Origin of the sequence: Microcoleus sp. bin48.metabat.b7b8b9.023 (assembly GCF_013299185.1) — a bacterium.
Lineage (GTDB): Bacteria > Cyanobacteriota > Cyanobacteriia > Cyanobacteriales > Microcoleaceae > Microcoleus.
Map to the genome: position 1 here is coordinate 76,386 of NZ_JAAFKG010000009.1, position 14,700 is coordinate 91,085.

Genomic DNA, 14,700 nt, shown 5'->3' on the forward strand with positions numbered 1-14,700 from the left:
TGAAGGTTTGTAGCGAGGACTTCAGTCCTCTCTGAAGGTTTGTAGCGAGGACTTCAGTCCTCTCTGAAGGTTTGTAGTAAGGACTTCAGTCCTCTCTGAAGGTTTGTAGTGAGGACTTCAGTCCTCTCTTAAGTTTTTAGTCAATAAGGACTAAAGTCCTTACTACAAACCTGTTTATTCGAGCAATTCTACGGTGCCGAGATAGCCATCAACTCGGACTTTTTGACCGTCTCGCAGCCGAGTTGTCGCTTCAGCAATATTCATGACTGCGGGAATTTTGTACTCGCGGGCGATAATTGCTCCGTGAGATAGTTGCCCGCCAACTTCGGCGATAATTGCTGTTGCGCCTAATAGCAGCGGTGCCCAACCTGCATCAGTGTATGGCACAACGGCGATCGCACTTTCGCCTAAATCTGTGTTCGCGGTGCGGCAAATTTTGACAAAGCCTTCGACGCAGCCGATACTTGCCGGAATTCCCTGCATGATATTAGTTGCGGATTCTGCAAGTTCGATCGACCTTTTCTGAGAATTCGGCAGCAGATTGCCGTAGACTACAGGGGGAATCGGGCGATCGCGATCGGCTTTCAACTGTGCGCGTCTTTCCCTAATTGTATCCTGAAACGAAACACTCGCACCTTTACGAATCCACCCCTGAACTTCCGCAAATTCCAAATAAAAGATATCCCCTGCTTCCTCAAATACACCCATTGCCAAGCCGCCTGCTTCAATTGCCAAAAAAGTCCAGCGCAAATGAGCCAACAACCGCGCGTAAATTTCGCTAATTTCATTTTTGACTATCGCTCTTTCCCGACACTTATCTAAACGCCACTTCTGCCAAAAAGTCAAGCTTAATTCACGCTTGAATGCTGAATTAGTTACAGCAGATTTAAGAGCCATATTCACTAACAGTTTTTGGTAAACTTCCGGTTGTTCGCGCCAAGTAGCAACAGCAATATCCGTCCCCACCTCGCTCAAATATCCGTAACTATCCAGCCACTGTGCAAACTCTGCTTGCAAACCCGAACTTTCGGCAAATACCCGTGTTAATTGTGCAGTTGAAATAGTTTCCTCAGATTCCGAAATTGCAGCTTCTCGCAACTTGTCAGCCAACTGCTGCAAAGCTCGTACCGAAGCAATTTCAGGAGCATTTTCATTGTCAAGCCATTCATCGGGAACCCGAAAAATTGCTTTGCGAATTGCCAGCCCGATCGGCCCTAGAATATTGTAGTAAGTAATCGGCTTCAGCCACTCCTGAATTTGCTCAGATTTATCCAACAACTTCCTTAAATCTTGGTAATTGGGCATGGGGAATTGGGCATGGGGAATTGGGCATTGGGCATGGGGAATTGGGAATTGGGCATTGGGCATTGGGAATTGGGCATTGGGAATTAATATTCCTTCTTCATTCTTCCCTCTTCCTTCTTCCCTCTTCCTTCTTCCTTCTTCCTTCTCTGACTTCTCCAGACTTTCGATTGCTGGTAAAAAAATAGAAGTACGATCGCCCTTAAATTCTGCATTCAGCGCCCGTTCCCGCCGCACCAGACGCCACAAACCCGGCAAAGAAGGCAAAATCTTCCCCAAAGGCGGCTTACCCATCTTCTGCCCTCTGAGCAAAAATTCTAAACCCTGCTCCGGCAATCCCATCATCCGAAAGATTTCGCCCAACAAAGTCGCATTGAAATAAGCGTGAGAACCCAGCAAAGTCGCCGTTTCGTTGAAATTTAGATGAGCAGCTTTCTCGCCCAAAACCACCCGAAAAATCTCTCCCCAAACCCCGCAAGTGAGCGGCCGATTAATCGACCAAGTTAGCGGGCGAATTGCACCAGGAATCACTTCAGCGGCAATAGTGCGAGTCCAAAACGGCTGCAAATTAGTAATCGGACGGCTTTGCAAAATCCAAACTTTTTCCCCGTCCCAACTCCACTCAATATCCTGCGGGATGCCGTGAAAAAAAGCTTCGATAGCTTGGGCTACTTTCACCAACTCTGCGACAAGAGATTTATCTATAATTGAATTCGTTTCAATTTTATTTAAACTTGATTCTAAAGATTCAGTAGTGCTAAAATCTATTTCTAAATGAACCGGAGTAAATTGCCCGCCGACAACCGATTCCGCTCCTCCCGGTAAAGCTTCAACAATTACCTCGGAACCGCCATCTAAAGGATTGCGGGTGAACATAACTCCCGCAACTTTGCCATCAATATAAGGCTGAATCAAAACAGCCATTTGGGTATCGGGCAGTTGTCGCTGTCTGCGATAAGCGACTGCTTGGGAAGTCCAATAAGACTGGCGGCAGCGGTTAATTGCATCAAGCAATTCTGCTTCAGTAGAAACAGGCCCGATAGTTTCATATTGTCCGGCGGCGGAACTAAAATCCCCGTCTTCTCCCGCAGCAGAAGAGCGTACAATCATCGGATTTTGGATTTTAGATTTGATATTTTGGATGAAAGCATTAGAAATTAATAATTCCTCAGCATTTCCTCCATCCCCGATGCCCGATGCCCGATGCCCGATGCCCGATTTATTCAACAACTCCTCAGCATTTCCTCCATCCCCGATGCCCGATGCCCGATGCCCAATGCCCGATTCATTCAACAATATCCAACCCGAAGGTACGTTAAAATTAGCTCGTTTTAGCTGGGACAACCTAGTAGCCTTATCGCCGCAGATTGCAGCATCCAACGAGTCATCCAGAGAAAACAATTGTTCCGATTTAGATAAAGCCATATCATCACCCTGACTGAGATTAATTGCAGCTAATAAAACTCCCAATCCTGCTGCTGCTAAGAATTCCGGCAAAGATTGACGCCACACCCAAACCCAGATGGGCGTGCACAAACAGCCGCAGCGGGAAGCAAAGAGTCTCGCCCGATCGCCCTTTTGCCACCACCGCCGTGCCAAACCCCACACCAGCAGCCCCCAAATGCCCGATGAGACAGCCACCGGAGGCGAAAATACCAAAAGACCCCAAACAGCGTTAGTCACACCTCCACCTCGGGCGATCGCATATCTGGCCGCAACCAGAGGAATTAACAGGGCGATCGCAGGTGAATCAGGAAACCAAAATCTCCCCGCCAAAACTGGTAGAATACCCCTGGCAATTTCCGCCAACACCGCAGCAATTCCCGCCAACTTCCCCCCGTGAATAAAAGCAGCCGACACCCCCACATTCCCCGTGCCCAACCGCCTCAAATCTTTACCGCCCAGCAGCCGCACCGCCCAGCGAGTAAGTGGCAAAGCGCCGAGGGCGAAACTGGCGGTTAACAGAAGTGCGATCGACAACAGCGGCATAAAGGGGATTTCTAATTTCAATCTCTAAGTATTATGGCTGCAATTCACTCAAATTTTCAGTCTTCGGATATATTGCACGATCGCCAATAGCACATAAAATACTAGAGAAGTACAGTAAATAAGGATTTGAACCAAATGGTAGAGAACAACCTAATGATTCCGATCGCAGTTCTTGGTGTTGGATTTGTCGCTGCGGTTAGTATCGGCTCCATTGCGTGGTATAATTCCAAGCGCCCCCCGGGTTGGGAATCCAAAGAACGGCCTGATTTTGTTCCAAAAGTTGATAAAGATGATTTGATTGCAGATGTTTCTGAGTCCAAAGGTAAATAATAAAAAGTTTATTGAGACGAAGAAAAACTGAGATAGGACTTGTGAATTAATGAGAAAACTTTGTCGTTGCACCCAGAACGCTGCAATTTTAAGGGCTGGGTTTTCCATTTTTTGCACAAGTCCTGTATTTATATTGTAATGAAGAACATATTAATAAAAATTCTGATATCCTCTCTGGTAGAACAACAACAAGCAAAAAAAATATATTAGCGAATGCGGCGTTGCCGATCTACGGCATGAAAGACTCAATTTAAACAGTTGACCTGTGACAGTTGACCTGTGACAGCGAAGTGATAAGAACGGAGATTTAAACTCCGCTCTTATCACAATCTGCCGACCTGAGTAAGGGCTTCAAACCCCTTCTATTCGGTGAAAAAATGAAACAAGCCAGTCAATATAGCTGAATTTTCAAGTGATTCATTTTCATGTCCTAATATAAGCAAGGTCGTTTTTTTTGAAGAGCAAGAAATCGCTGTCGGTGCGGTTGGGCTCGATCTCAATTGAAAAAGGCGGATCGATCGCCATTACATCGCCGTTTTTATAGGTTGTGGAGCCGGAAGTCATCAAAAAATCGGATTTTTGTCAAAAGTATTTTCGAGAAGGTCGATCGCACGTTACAATATGTTAAGAGCCGGCACCGCCTTTTGCAATGAATCCAGAATCAACTCTCGCCAGACTACAAGCTACACTTCCCGACGGAAAACTGCCTTCTAGCTACGGGGTATACTTCAAAAACACCCTAGTAGCCCTGTGTCACGCCCTAGAAGACCACATCTTGCAAACCAGCAGCGGGGACGATCTCGCACTCAAACCGCTGGTTTTGGTGACGTTTCAGCAGGGAAAATGGTATTTGCAAGAAGCCGATCGCTACTTCGATATTGCTAAGGCTTCTCGACAAGTTGTCATCGGTGCAGTAGCCGACAGCGGTTTCGCTACCCACAAAACCGGTCAACTAGAAAATGTATCTTTAATAGAACTCGATGAGCTCGACCCGATAATTCAAGAATGGAATTTAATCATCCTCGCCCCCACATACAAAGCAATGGTGCTTTGTCGCGAACTTACGGCCCAGGAATACTTGCCAGAGGGCAAGCCAGAAGTCGATACAGAGCGAAAATTCTACGGTTTGTGGTCTTTTGACCAATCATTAGTGTCAGCGTCAGCAGAAATTTTTATAGAACAAACACGACATTATAATTCCTCCCTAGCCGACAGTTTGCTAGAAATTCATCACGAAATTCTTGCCACCAAAGGCCCGCCCCTAGCAGACATTAGCGGCGTAGTATCCCGCATCGTTACTTACCTGCAAAGTTCTCAGCAGCAAATGGTGGCAATTAACCGCCAAACCCGCGATTTGTGGGAACTCGAAGGTCAAGCTTTGCGCGTCAGCCGCAATTTGAACGCCAACAAACTGCAAGCTTTTCTGCGGATGGCCCAGCGCGTAGACGAACGCGACACCTCAAATCCCACAGCGTCTTTGCAGGTGGCGGCTTTGTCGGAAACTTTGGGTCAATTGTTGGATTTGCCGGCTTTGCAACTGCGAAGGCTGCGGCTGGCGGGATTGCTGTTTCGAGTCGGCTTAGTTTCCGCCCCGAATGAGGTATTCGATCGCACTTCCGATAAATTCGACGAAGGAACTCTGTCATTCTGGCGCGATCGCAGTTTCATCGGTTCCCAACTCCTGCAAGCAATGCCGGAACTATCACCAGTCGCCGAAATTGTCAAGCACAAACTCGAAAATTGGGACGGCAGCGGCAGGCCTGAGGGTTTGCGAGGCGAAGATATACCAATTGCTTCGCGGATTGTGGGGTTAGTCGCTTGTTTTCAAGATTTGACTCAACCGCGGGGCGATCGTCCGGCTTTGAGCTTGACAGAAGCTTTGGAAAGGTGCCGGGAACTGTCGGGCACTCGGTTCGATCCGGCTTTGGTGGAAACTCTCGGGAATGTCGTCAGACTCGCAGATATGGGTTTGATGGAGTTACCCACCCGCCCCACCCAACTGCCTAATATCTGGTTGGAGGATTTGGGCGATCGCACGATCGCGGCAACTCCGGCATTGTAATCGGCCAAACAGGGCATAGGGCATGGGGCATAGGGCATTGGTAGCTTCATCCTTCTTCCTTCATCCTTCTTCCTTCATTTAACTAATGACCAATGACTAACGACCTCGAAGCCATACGCCAAGGCAAAATTCATATATTGGCCGGCATAGATTTAGCCGGCGCAAACTTAGCGGGAGCCGATCTCGCCGGTGCCGACTTATCTCAAGCCAACTTAACAGGAGCTAACCTCGCCGGTGCTAACTTGCAGCGGGCGGTGCTGCGAGCAAACCTCCGCGGCGCAGACTTGAGCGGTGCTGACTTGCGCGGGGCAGATTTTCGGAATGCTGACTTGCGCGGTGCTTCCTTTGCTAATGCTTTGGTGCGCGATGCAAGTTTTGGGGGTGCTTTTTTGACGGCGGCCTCGATCGGCAATTTGGATTTGACCGGTGTCGATTTGCGGGGAGCCGATTTGCGGGGTGCTAATTTGGCTCGCGCCATCTTGCAGCAGGCAGATTTGAGCAATGCCAATTTGTCCGGCGCAGACTTGTCGGGAGCTGATTTAGAAGAAGCTATCCTGAATGGAGCCGTACTGCGCGGTGCTAACCTGACGGGGGCTAATTTGCTCTGTGCGGCGATCGAACATACCGTCTGGGATGGAGCTTTGCTCGATCGCGCTTGTCTCCAAGGCACGCCCCTGAGTCCTTAAATTTCCAAAATGTTACTTTCAAGGCAGACAAAAAACAACTTCTGCTTATAAAGTGAATAAGCACAAGCTATTTTAACATTTCTTAATGAGAGGTTATAATAGCTACTGTAGATGAGCAAACGAATAAATGGTAGCAGCTTTGTTTAGCGGTACATCCTTTCAAGGTCAAAGTGGCGATCGCCTTGTCAGCAAAGTAGCAGGAGCTGCGATCGCAGCCTTATTCAAACGTTCTGAAAAGGCAGAAGCCAACATCCGAGTCGAACCTGTGGCCAAACTCTTGCAGGGAAGCATCGACGGTTTCGACTTCGTTGGCAAAGGTATGTTGATGTATAACGGCCTCCGCATAGAAGTGATGGAACTCTACTTGCAAGCACTCTCCATTGATTTTGGGGCGATTTTTGCAGGTCAAGTCAAATTGCGGCAGCCTACCCAGGCAAATATGCGAGTAGTATTAAGCCGATCGGATTTAACCACCTCATTCAATACACCTTTTGTAGTTGAAAAACTCCAAAAGCTGAAATACCAAGAGCAATCTCTGTACTTTCAAAACACTGAAGTCAGCTTCGGAACAGACAAATCAATTCGGCTTCAGTCCGACATTACGATCGGCCAGAACAGCGAACCAGTCAAAATAGATATTACAGCTCAATTGCAAGTAGAAGACCGGCGCAAAATCCAATTTGTCAGCGTTACTTACGGCGGTGACGGGCAAGCAGTAGACTTGGCTCAAGCTATAATTGCCCACGTAAATAACTTGCTAGACTTAGACAAATTTGCCTTAGAGGGCACTCAACTGCGAGTAGATCGCTGTCGAGTTCAAAACGACGAACTGGTTTTTTACGGTTGGGCTGGCATCGAACAGTTTCCCAAAGGAAAGCGCTAAGCCTCAGCGTGCTGAGCTTGGCCGACAAATCAGATTAGCTGGAAAAATTTTATAGCTTAGCAAAACTACCCGCCCCGGCGGGTTTTGCTATTTTAGCCACAGTTTTTCAGCTCTGGTGTTGCTAGCTTCATTCAGTTGACAGTTGACAGTTGACAGTTGACAGTTGATAGTTGACCGCTTGAGGGCAACCTCTACCCTCAAGTCCGAGGATGGAAGTAATGAACCGTCTGATTTTAATTTCTACGCCAAACAAGCGAGGCTTTCAACCAATTATTTCTGGTAAAGTCTCTCTGTATTCCGGCGTATTTCCAGAACTAAGCTTTAAGGGATTTAATTTGTCAGCAATTGCTGACTTAAATACTTTTGAGTGAGAATTGATAGCGCGCCATCAAGCTTCAATTTAAGTGCAATAAAGTACCTGTGCAAAGTCGCTTATTCCCTGGGATTCTAACTCTCGCCTCAAAATCAGCACTCAGGTTGAGGCGATCGCCCAAATAGTCTTGATAAAGTTAGAGTATCTTGGAGACAGAAACCGGGTTTAAGGGACAAAATTATCTGGTGAGGGGCGATCGCGAAGATCGAAGAACCCGGTAAATGAGAGTCACAACGACGCAAGTCCTATTAAAAAATAAATAACCCATAAAGAGGAAAAATGCTTGGATTTTATTTATTTGGTCTCTACCTCGCAGTCTTGTCCGTATTTGCCGGGCCCAGCCGCCGCAGCCAGGAGAAATGGTGGGTAGAAATCATCACAGATTTCCCCTACTGTACCTACTATTTTGGCCCCTTCGACACCGACAAAGAAGCCTCCAGCAATACTCCAGGCTACATCGAAGACTTGGAAAGCGAGGGAGCCAAAAGACTTAGCATCCGCATCAAACGATGCCATCCTTCGGATCTCACCATCTGCGAAAGTGAATTCTCAGAGGGTATTGCTGCTTAATAATTTTGATAGTTCAGACTGCCGAAACCGGGTTTTTTGACTTAAATACTCCCTCTATCGTGAGAAGTATCGGTTAAAAACCCCGGTTTCTGCGCGTCAATAGTTCGTCCTATCAAATCCGATAGATGACGATAACAAAAACGGTTTGTAGTGCGGACTTAAGTCCGCAACTAGAGAGCGGACTCAAGTCCGCGCTACGAACAAAACTGCGGTTCGTAGTGCGGACTTAAGTCCGCAGCCAGAGAGCCGACTCAAGTCGGCGCTACGAACAAAACTATAACAAAAACGGTTCGTAGTGCGGACTTAAGTCCGCAGCCAGAGAGCCGACTCAAGTCGGCGCTACGAACAAAACTATAACAAAAACGGTTCGTAGTGCGGACTTAAGTCCGCAGCCAGAGAGCGGACTCAAGTCCGCGCTACGAACAAAACTGTACAGATATCCGTTCAGTTTGAGTTTTCAATTATCCAAAAAGAGAAATATAAATCGGAAGAAGGAAGGCGAAATCTTCCACAACGGTTTCAGCAATTAAAAACTTTCTCATCGTCGGGCGTGGCTGCCATAACTCAAGCCTCAACAATAAAAATAAGCATCATTTTATTCTAGTTGTTGCTTTGCGGATTTTTTGGTAGATGTCATTAAAACTCAGCCTTTTCTCCACCAAAATGCTGATGCTGACCAGCATGAACTCTCAACAATTACGGCCGTTAAATCAGCACTGAGGATGAGTCGATCGAGCTATTCGTCCTGCTAACTTAAGGACAGTAAAAACTACTTGACTGCGGGGACACCTACTATGTTTGGACTTTATATATTCGGTATGTACGTCGCTGCTTTCTGGATACTCACTCAACCGATTGGTGGCAGTAGAAGTCGCGAGTGGTGGGTAGAAGTTGACACAGATTCACCCAAACGCACCTATTACTTTGGCCCTTACGAAAGCAAGGATGAAGCTTCTAATAGTACCAACGGCTACATCAAAGATTTGGAGAAGAAAGGAGCTAAAAAAATTAGCATTAACATCAAGCAAGGTCGCCAACCCAGTCAGCTAACAGCTACTGATGAGTAATATAGCAATCCTAAATGATTCATCAATATTTGTAGGGGTAGTGTCCCCGTGCCTACCCCCTATCTATCGGGGCAACCTGGCTCTTAAAGAACCCCTACAAGAATTATAAAAATGATGCAAGGATTGCTATATCATTTTTTCAAAATCGTGCAACGCCGTAATCGAGCGGGTGTGGCTCCCTTCTTCAATCTCTGGCATTTCAACTACAATCTAATAGCGACGCACTTTACACATTGGGTGGACTAAACAACCCGGATTTTCAGTCTGCCCAACAATTTTCTTATAGCAACCTATTTTCTAACGGTCTAATATAGAGTTAGGTGTCACGGGTCAATTCGTAGAGTGCGCCGCCATTCTTAAATCTTTGGCATTTCATCTAGAATCTAATAGCGACGCACCTTACACATTGGGTGAACGAAACAAACCCAACAAATTTCTTGTAGCAACCTTTTTTCTAAACGGTATTAGCCGATCGCACCAGTGGTTGCTTCTGAGAATTAAGATTAAAGTGCCATCTGGTTTAAAGTGCTGCGGGGATTAAAAGTGCGATCGGCCTTGATTTTTTCGTAGCATTCGCGTTCTACAGCACTCAGTTCTTTCGGCGGGACGATCGCAATTTTGACCAACAAATCCGTGCGTTCGTCTTTCTTCGGTTTCGGCCATCCCTTCCCGCGCAACCGCAAAGACTGACCCGATCGCATTCCTGCGGGAAATTTTACAGTTATCATACCTTCAGGCGCGAGCACTTCAATAGAAGCTCCCAAAACCGCTTCATCTGGAGTTATCGGCACTTCGCAGACCAAATTATCTCCCTCAAACTGAAAGAAAGGGTGAGGCAAAACTTCTAACTTTAGGTACAAATCTCCCTGCTGCTTCGTGTACGGGTCAATTTGACCTTTGCCTTTGACTCGAATTTTGCTGCCGGTTTTCACTCCCGCAGGTATTGAAACTTCACCAGTAGCGACTCGCTTGGAAGTTCCCCGAAATGCTTCCCCCAGAGTCAGCGAAATTGTCACCTCAGTGTCGCGAGTACCTCCGGCGCTGCGGTTATCGTAGCCAGCGAAATCTTCAAATCCGCCAAAACCAGTAGGCCCGCCGGTGCCGGTGCGCTGGCTGCTGTAATTCCACTTGCTGCTGCGGCTGCTACTACTACCTCCACTGCTAGCTGCGCGCCCCAGCAAGGCATTAATAAATTCGTCAAAACTGCCGTACTGGCTGAAGTCAACGCCACCAAAGTCTACATTCGTAGCGCCTGAGCCCGGCCATCCGCTGGGAGTTGCCGCCGCTTGCTTCCAGTATTGACCGTATTGGTCGTATTTTTTGCGTTTTTCTGGATCTGAAAGCACTTCGTAAGCTTCGTTTACTTCTTTAAAACGAGCTTCGGCTTCTTTGTTCCCGGGATTCATATCCGGGTGATATTTCCGGGCTAGTTTGCGAAAAGTTTTTTTAATTTCGTCAGAGCTGGCGGTTTTGTTGAGTCCCAAAATAGCGTAATAGTCTTTAAAATCTGTTGCAGCCATTAAGTAATCCTCTCTTTATTAGTTATTAGTTGTTAGTTGTTACTTGTTAGTTGTTAGTTGTTACTTGTTAGTTGTTACTTGTTAGAAAGAATAAATCCCACATTAGCAGGATGGCGAATTATAGCAACCGCGCCCGACGGTGAGGACGTTCTCGCGTTGCACCTCTTCCTTCTTCCTTCTTCCTTCTTCCTTCTTCCTTTTTCCTTCTTCCTTCTTCCTTCTGTTTACCCGCTCGCGAAGTCCAAGGGCCCTCTTCCTTCTTCCTTCTTCAAATTATAGGTTATCAAAGTTTTGGACTCGATCGAGTTCGGTTGTTGCTTGCGGGACATCGCAATTTCCGCACCCCGCTGCTGTTGGAGATTTTGAGGAGTGCTACGTCTTCGCGATTTTGGTGTGGCTGCGATAGCTGAGGCGAACCCGGGAAAGCTGCTGCGGTTGTGGGCGCGATCGCCCGTTGGGTTGACTGCCACTGGCGATCGATCTTTTTTTACCGTGCGCGGTGCGATGGCTACTTCCTTAGCTTACGCCTACGAACTTTTCTTTCTTTAGCTTTTCGCTCAATGCAAATCCTAGCAGGTTCTCATCAGCAACTCCCGTCCAAATCTGCTACCTTAATTCTGACTCAATTCTACCATCAAGCGTACATTAATTCAACAGCCTTTGGATATATTTTTTTCTGACACTACTGGTGCTATACTTTTTTATTTTAACACCACATCTATACCTTTAAGTCATAAAATATAACAAAATATATCTGCTGTCTGTTAACTAGAGCACACACTTCAAAAAAAATTAAGATAAGATGGTAACTCAATAACTTATTAACGTTACGAGGGTGATAACATCATGAATTATTTGCTAAGTTGGCCTTGCGGCTGCTGCGACGATTGGAAAGATAGTTCCGAAAGTTGTGTGATGCTAAGAAACGGGCAGCGCATTTGTCAGTCGTGCTACGAGCGCAAATACAAGAATCAGAAGCAATCCGCCAGACGCAGGCGATCGAACATACGCGTATCACCGCAGACCGTAACAGAGACTGTTCCTTATTAATGCGCCTGAGTTTGAATGAAGCCAAATATTTCGACAGCCTTGCACCAACAGTTGCAATTAATAATGAAGTAAAAAAAATCATCAGTCATCAGTCATCAGTCATCAGTCATTGGTTATCTGTCACTAATTTATTTATTTATCATCAGTCACTGGCTGACAGATAACTGATTTTAACTTAAAAAACTAATGACTGACGACTAATGACTAATGACTAATAACTAAATGATAGTTCCATCAGGAATCGTGGCGTTTTTCAGGACTACGACAATGCCGCTGCGGATGTAAAAACCTTGGTTTTCGCGGTTGGCTTCTTCCACTCGGTCTTTATTAATGATTTGAACGTTCCGGCCGATGCGGGCATTTTTGTCCACAATCGCGCGGCGAATTGTAGTATCTGCACCGATACCGAGGGCGACACCACCGTGGTCTAAACTCGAATGCCGTTCCGCGTCGGGTTCGTAGAAGTCAGCACCCATAAGCAGGCTATCTTGAATCGTACATCCAGCTTCAATGCGCGCTCGAACTCCCAACACAGAATGGTCAATGCGGCACTGTTTGAGAATGCAGCCTTCAGCAATAATTGATTCCGTCACGTGAGTATCTAAAAGCTTAGTCGGCGGCAAGAAACGCGGGCGAGTATAAATCGGCGCATTTTCATCGTAGAAACTGAAAGGAGGCTTAGGCTGTTTTGTCAGCGCCAAGTTAGCATCATAAAAAGCCTCAATGGTTCCGATATCTTCCCAATAATCGTCAAACAAATAAGCTTGAACGTTGTGGTCTTTTGAAGAATTCGGAATAATCTCTTTACCAAAATCAGTTTGGTTGGGAGATTCTTTCAGGAGTTTAATCAGAACTTCTTTTTTGAAGACGTAAATCCCCATCGAAGCAATGTAAGGACTTTCCTGAGCCTGCTGCGGTGTCAGTCCCAGTTTAGTAGTATCCACCTGCATTTGTTTGAGCGCATCGCCTTTTGGCTTTTCGCTGAAAGAAATAATGCGGCCGTTGTCGTCGATTTTCATCAAACCAAAATCCGAGGCCCGCTTCTCGTCCATCGGCAAAACGGAGAGGGTGATATCGGCATTGGTTTCGCGGTGTCTATCGACAAACTTCTGGTAGTCCATGCGGTAGAGGTGGTCGCCTGACAGAATCAAGTATTCGTCAACGTCCCACTGTTCTAGCAGCGAAAGATATTGGCGAACTGCATCCGCTGTCCCTTGAAACCAGTTGGGGTTTTCCTGAGTTTGCTGGGCGGCGAGTACCTCGACAAATCCCTCGGTGAAGCCAGAAAACTGGTAAGTGCGAGAGATGTGGCGGTTGAGGGATGCCGAGTTGAATTGGGTGAGGACGTAAATTTTGACTATTTGCGAGTTGATGCAGTTGCTCACAGGAATATCGATGAGGCGATATTTACCTGCGAGGGGAACTGCGGGTTTGGCTCGCAGTTTGGTTAGGGGGTAAAGGCGGGTGCCTACACCGCCACCGAGGATGATGGCTAAGACTTTTTTCAAGGAACTTTCTCCCTAGGGTCGATTAACTCTCCAAGTCCAGTGTCGGATGGTGAGGGCTTCTTGACAAGGGGGGGAGCGAGGAAGTTTTGAGTTTTGAGTTTTGAGCGATCGAGTTATGAGTTAAAATACCCAGGAATAAATTATGGGGAGGTAAACTACCCCTAAAGCTGGTTTCGCCATCCGCGGGTTCGCTTTCTTCAATTCTTCAATTTTTCAAATCTCAAATCGATTGACGGTAATTTTTGGTGGTATTGCCAATGAATGAAGAGCAAACATATCTGATGAGTTAGTCGCTCGGTATTTACCGTACCAGAAATAGGTAAAGTAGATCGTGGAATAGTTTCAGTTAATGCGTATGGAATATATGAAAATATAACTTTCCCATTAATTTTTCAATTATTTAAACTTTTATTCTTCTGATTAATCTGGGCTTATTTCTTACTTTTTCAATCCGGATAGTCACAGAAGAGGGGTAGGTTTGAGTAGGTTTTTAGAAGCGCTGGCAATCACCTCTTCAGAAAACTTGGCCAGGTCTGTACCTCGCATGAAATCGGTCAATAGGGCAACTGTTGAGTAAGAATCGATATTGGCTGCACCATTGTTTGTGAGAATGTCGTCGTAATGCACGGTTCTAAAGTCAAGACTGAAGCGCGTTGACCCCGATGTATTCGGAACAGCAGAGTGCATCTGTGCCCCTGAAAAGAGAATTACTCCCCCTGCCGGACAGACGATCCGAATTTCCGGCTCAATTTCGATCTGTTGTTCTGGATGCGGAAATTCAGCCTCCCGAAAGTTGTTTTTATAATCTTGTTCTTGATTAAAGCTACGAGAGTCATTGTTGACTGGCTGCTTCCAGTACAAGGGATGGAATGCCAATGCACTTTCAGATTCAAATTCGGAGATGGGTATCCACCAGTTGATTAAGCACTGAGGTGCAGCATACCAAGTATCTCGATGCGGATCGTGAAACATTCCTTCATTGTTCGGCAAATAGCCTCGGGCAGGTACGATTCGTAACTGTGGTAAATCAAAATAAGTCTTGCTTAAGTCACACTCAAACTCTTGCAGCAGCGACTGAACCAGTTGCTTGGTTTGAGGGTGATTCATAATCTGGTGTTTGAGGGAAGATTCAGCAGCCAAAAATTTCTCAACTGGCAAACCGTCCTCTATTACTGAAGGTATCGGTGAACCGAAAGTTGCTTCGAGCAGATCGCAGACCAATTGGTGGAGTGCGATCACACTTGGACAAGCAGAAAAGACAAAAAGTTGACCATTATAAAGACGCTGCCGTCTTACATCGTCTTTAACGCTAGAATCAAAGTAAATAGTATTCATTGACCTAATATCTGGGCATAACTGA

Annotated in this window: 13 protein-coding genes; 9 read left to right on the plus strand and 4 right to left on the minus strand. The window is 46.3% G+C overall.

Annotation, left to right across the window (positions count from 1 at the left end; translation table 11 throughout):
• Positions 1-174: 174 nt before the first annotated feature.
• A complete protein-coding gene (locus QZW82_RS07730) occupies positions 175-3,291 on the minus strand; it encodes a glycerol-3-phosphate acyltransferase (protein WP_293146868.1) in 3,117 nt (1,038 codons plus the stop codon).
• A gap of 135 nt (positions 3,292-3,426) precedes the next feature.
• Between QZW82_RS07730 and QZW82_RS07735 the strand changes: the two genes are divergently transcribed.
• From QZW82_RS07735 to QZW82_RS07765, 7 genes are all read left to right on the plus strand, one after another.
• Positions 3,427-3,621 (plus strand): hypothetical protein, encoded by a 195-nt coding sequence (locus QZW82_RS07735; protein ID WP_293146752.1) that lies wholly within the window; start codon positions 3,427-3,429, stop codon positions 3,619-3,621.
• A gap of 649 nt (positions 3,622-4,270) precedes the next feature.
• Entirely contained in the window at positions 4,271-5,683 is a 1,413-nt protein-coding gene (locus QZW82_RS07740; RefSeq protein WP_293146754.1) for an HD domain-containing phosphohydrolase, read from the plus strand.
• 92 nt (positions 5,684-5,775) lie between these two features.
• Positions 5,776-6,369, plus strand: a complete 594-nt coding sequence (locus QZW82_RS07745) for a pentapeptide repeat-containing protein (RefSeq protein ID WP_293146756.1) — start codon at positions 5,776-5,778, stop codon at positions 6,367-6,369.
• 127 nt (positions 6,370-6,496) lie between these two features.
• Positions 6,497-7,252 carry a DUF2993 domain-containing protein gene (locus QZW82_RS07750; protein WP_293146758.1) on the plus strand — a complete coding sequence of 252 codons (756 nt, stop codon included), beginning with the start codon at positions 6,497-6,499 and terminating at the stop codon, positions 7,250-7,252.
• Between the two features lie 218 nt (positions 7,253-7,470).
• On the plus strand, positions 7,471-7,623 hold the full coding sequence (locus QZW82_RS07755) for a hypothetical protein (protein WP_293146760.1): 153 nt from the start codon (positions 7,471-7,473) through the stop codon (positions 7,621-7,623).
• A gap of 281 nt (positions 7,624-7,904) precedes the next feature.
• A complete protein-coding gene (locus QZW82_RS07760; RefSeq protein WP_293146762.1) occupies positions 7,905-8,195 on the plus strand; it encodes a DUF1816 domain-containing protein in 291 nt (96 codons plus the stop codon).
• Between the two features lie 794 nt (positions 8,196-8,989).
• A complete protein-coding gene (locus QZW82_RS07765; protein ID WP_293146764.1) occupies positions 8,990-9,262 on the plus strand; it encodes a DUF1816 domain-containing protein in 273 nt (90 codons plus the stop codon).
• A 503-nt stretch (positions 9,263-9,765) separates the two neighbouring features.
• Here QZW82_RS07765 and QZW82_RS07770 read toward each other — a convergent pair.
• Positions 9,766-10,782, minus strand: a complete 1,017-nt coding sequence (locus QZW82_RS07770) for a J domain-containing protein (RefSeq protein WP_293146765.1) — start codon at positions 10,780-10,782, stop codon at positions 9,766-9,768.
• A 369-nt stretch (positions 10,783-11,151) separates the two neighbouring features.
• On the opposite strand from QZW82_RS07770, the gene QZW82_RS07775 reads away from it, so the two are divergent.
• Positions 11,152-11,331 (plus strand): hypothetical protein, encoded by a 180-nt coding sequence (locus QZW82_RS07775; protein ID WP_293146766.1) that lies wholly within the window; start codon positions 11,152-11,154, stop codon positions 11,329-11,331.
• Positions 11,332-11,720: 389 nt separating this feature from the next.
• On the plus strand, positions 11,721-11,996 hold the full coding sequence (locus QZW82_RS07780) for a hypothetical protein (protein WP_293146768.1): 276 nt from the start codon (positions 11,721-11,723) through the stop codon (positions 11,994-11,996).
• Positions 11,997-12,050: 54 nt separating this feature from the next.
• Here the strand turns inward: QZW82_RS07780 and QZW82_RS07785 are convergent, their stop codons facing one another.
• Complete coding sequence (locus QZW82_RS07785) at positions 12,051-13,340, minus strand: glucose-1-phosphate adenylyltransferase (RefSeq protein ID WP_293146770.1); 1,290 nt, start codon at positions 13,338-13,340, stop codon at positions 12,051-12,053.
• 459 nt (positions 13,341-13,799) lie between these two features.
• Positions 13,800-14,675: a phytanoyl-CoA dioxygenase family protein gene (locus QZW82_RS07790; RefSeq protein WP_293146772.1), complete on the minus strand. Its 876-nt coding sequence runs from the start codon at positions 14,673-14,675 to the stop codon at positions 13,800-13,802.
• Between the last annotated feature and the right edge of the window lie 25 nt (positions 14,676-14,700).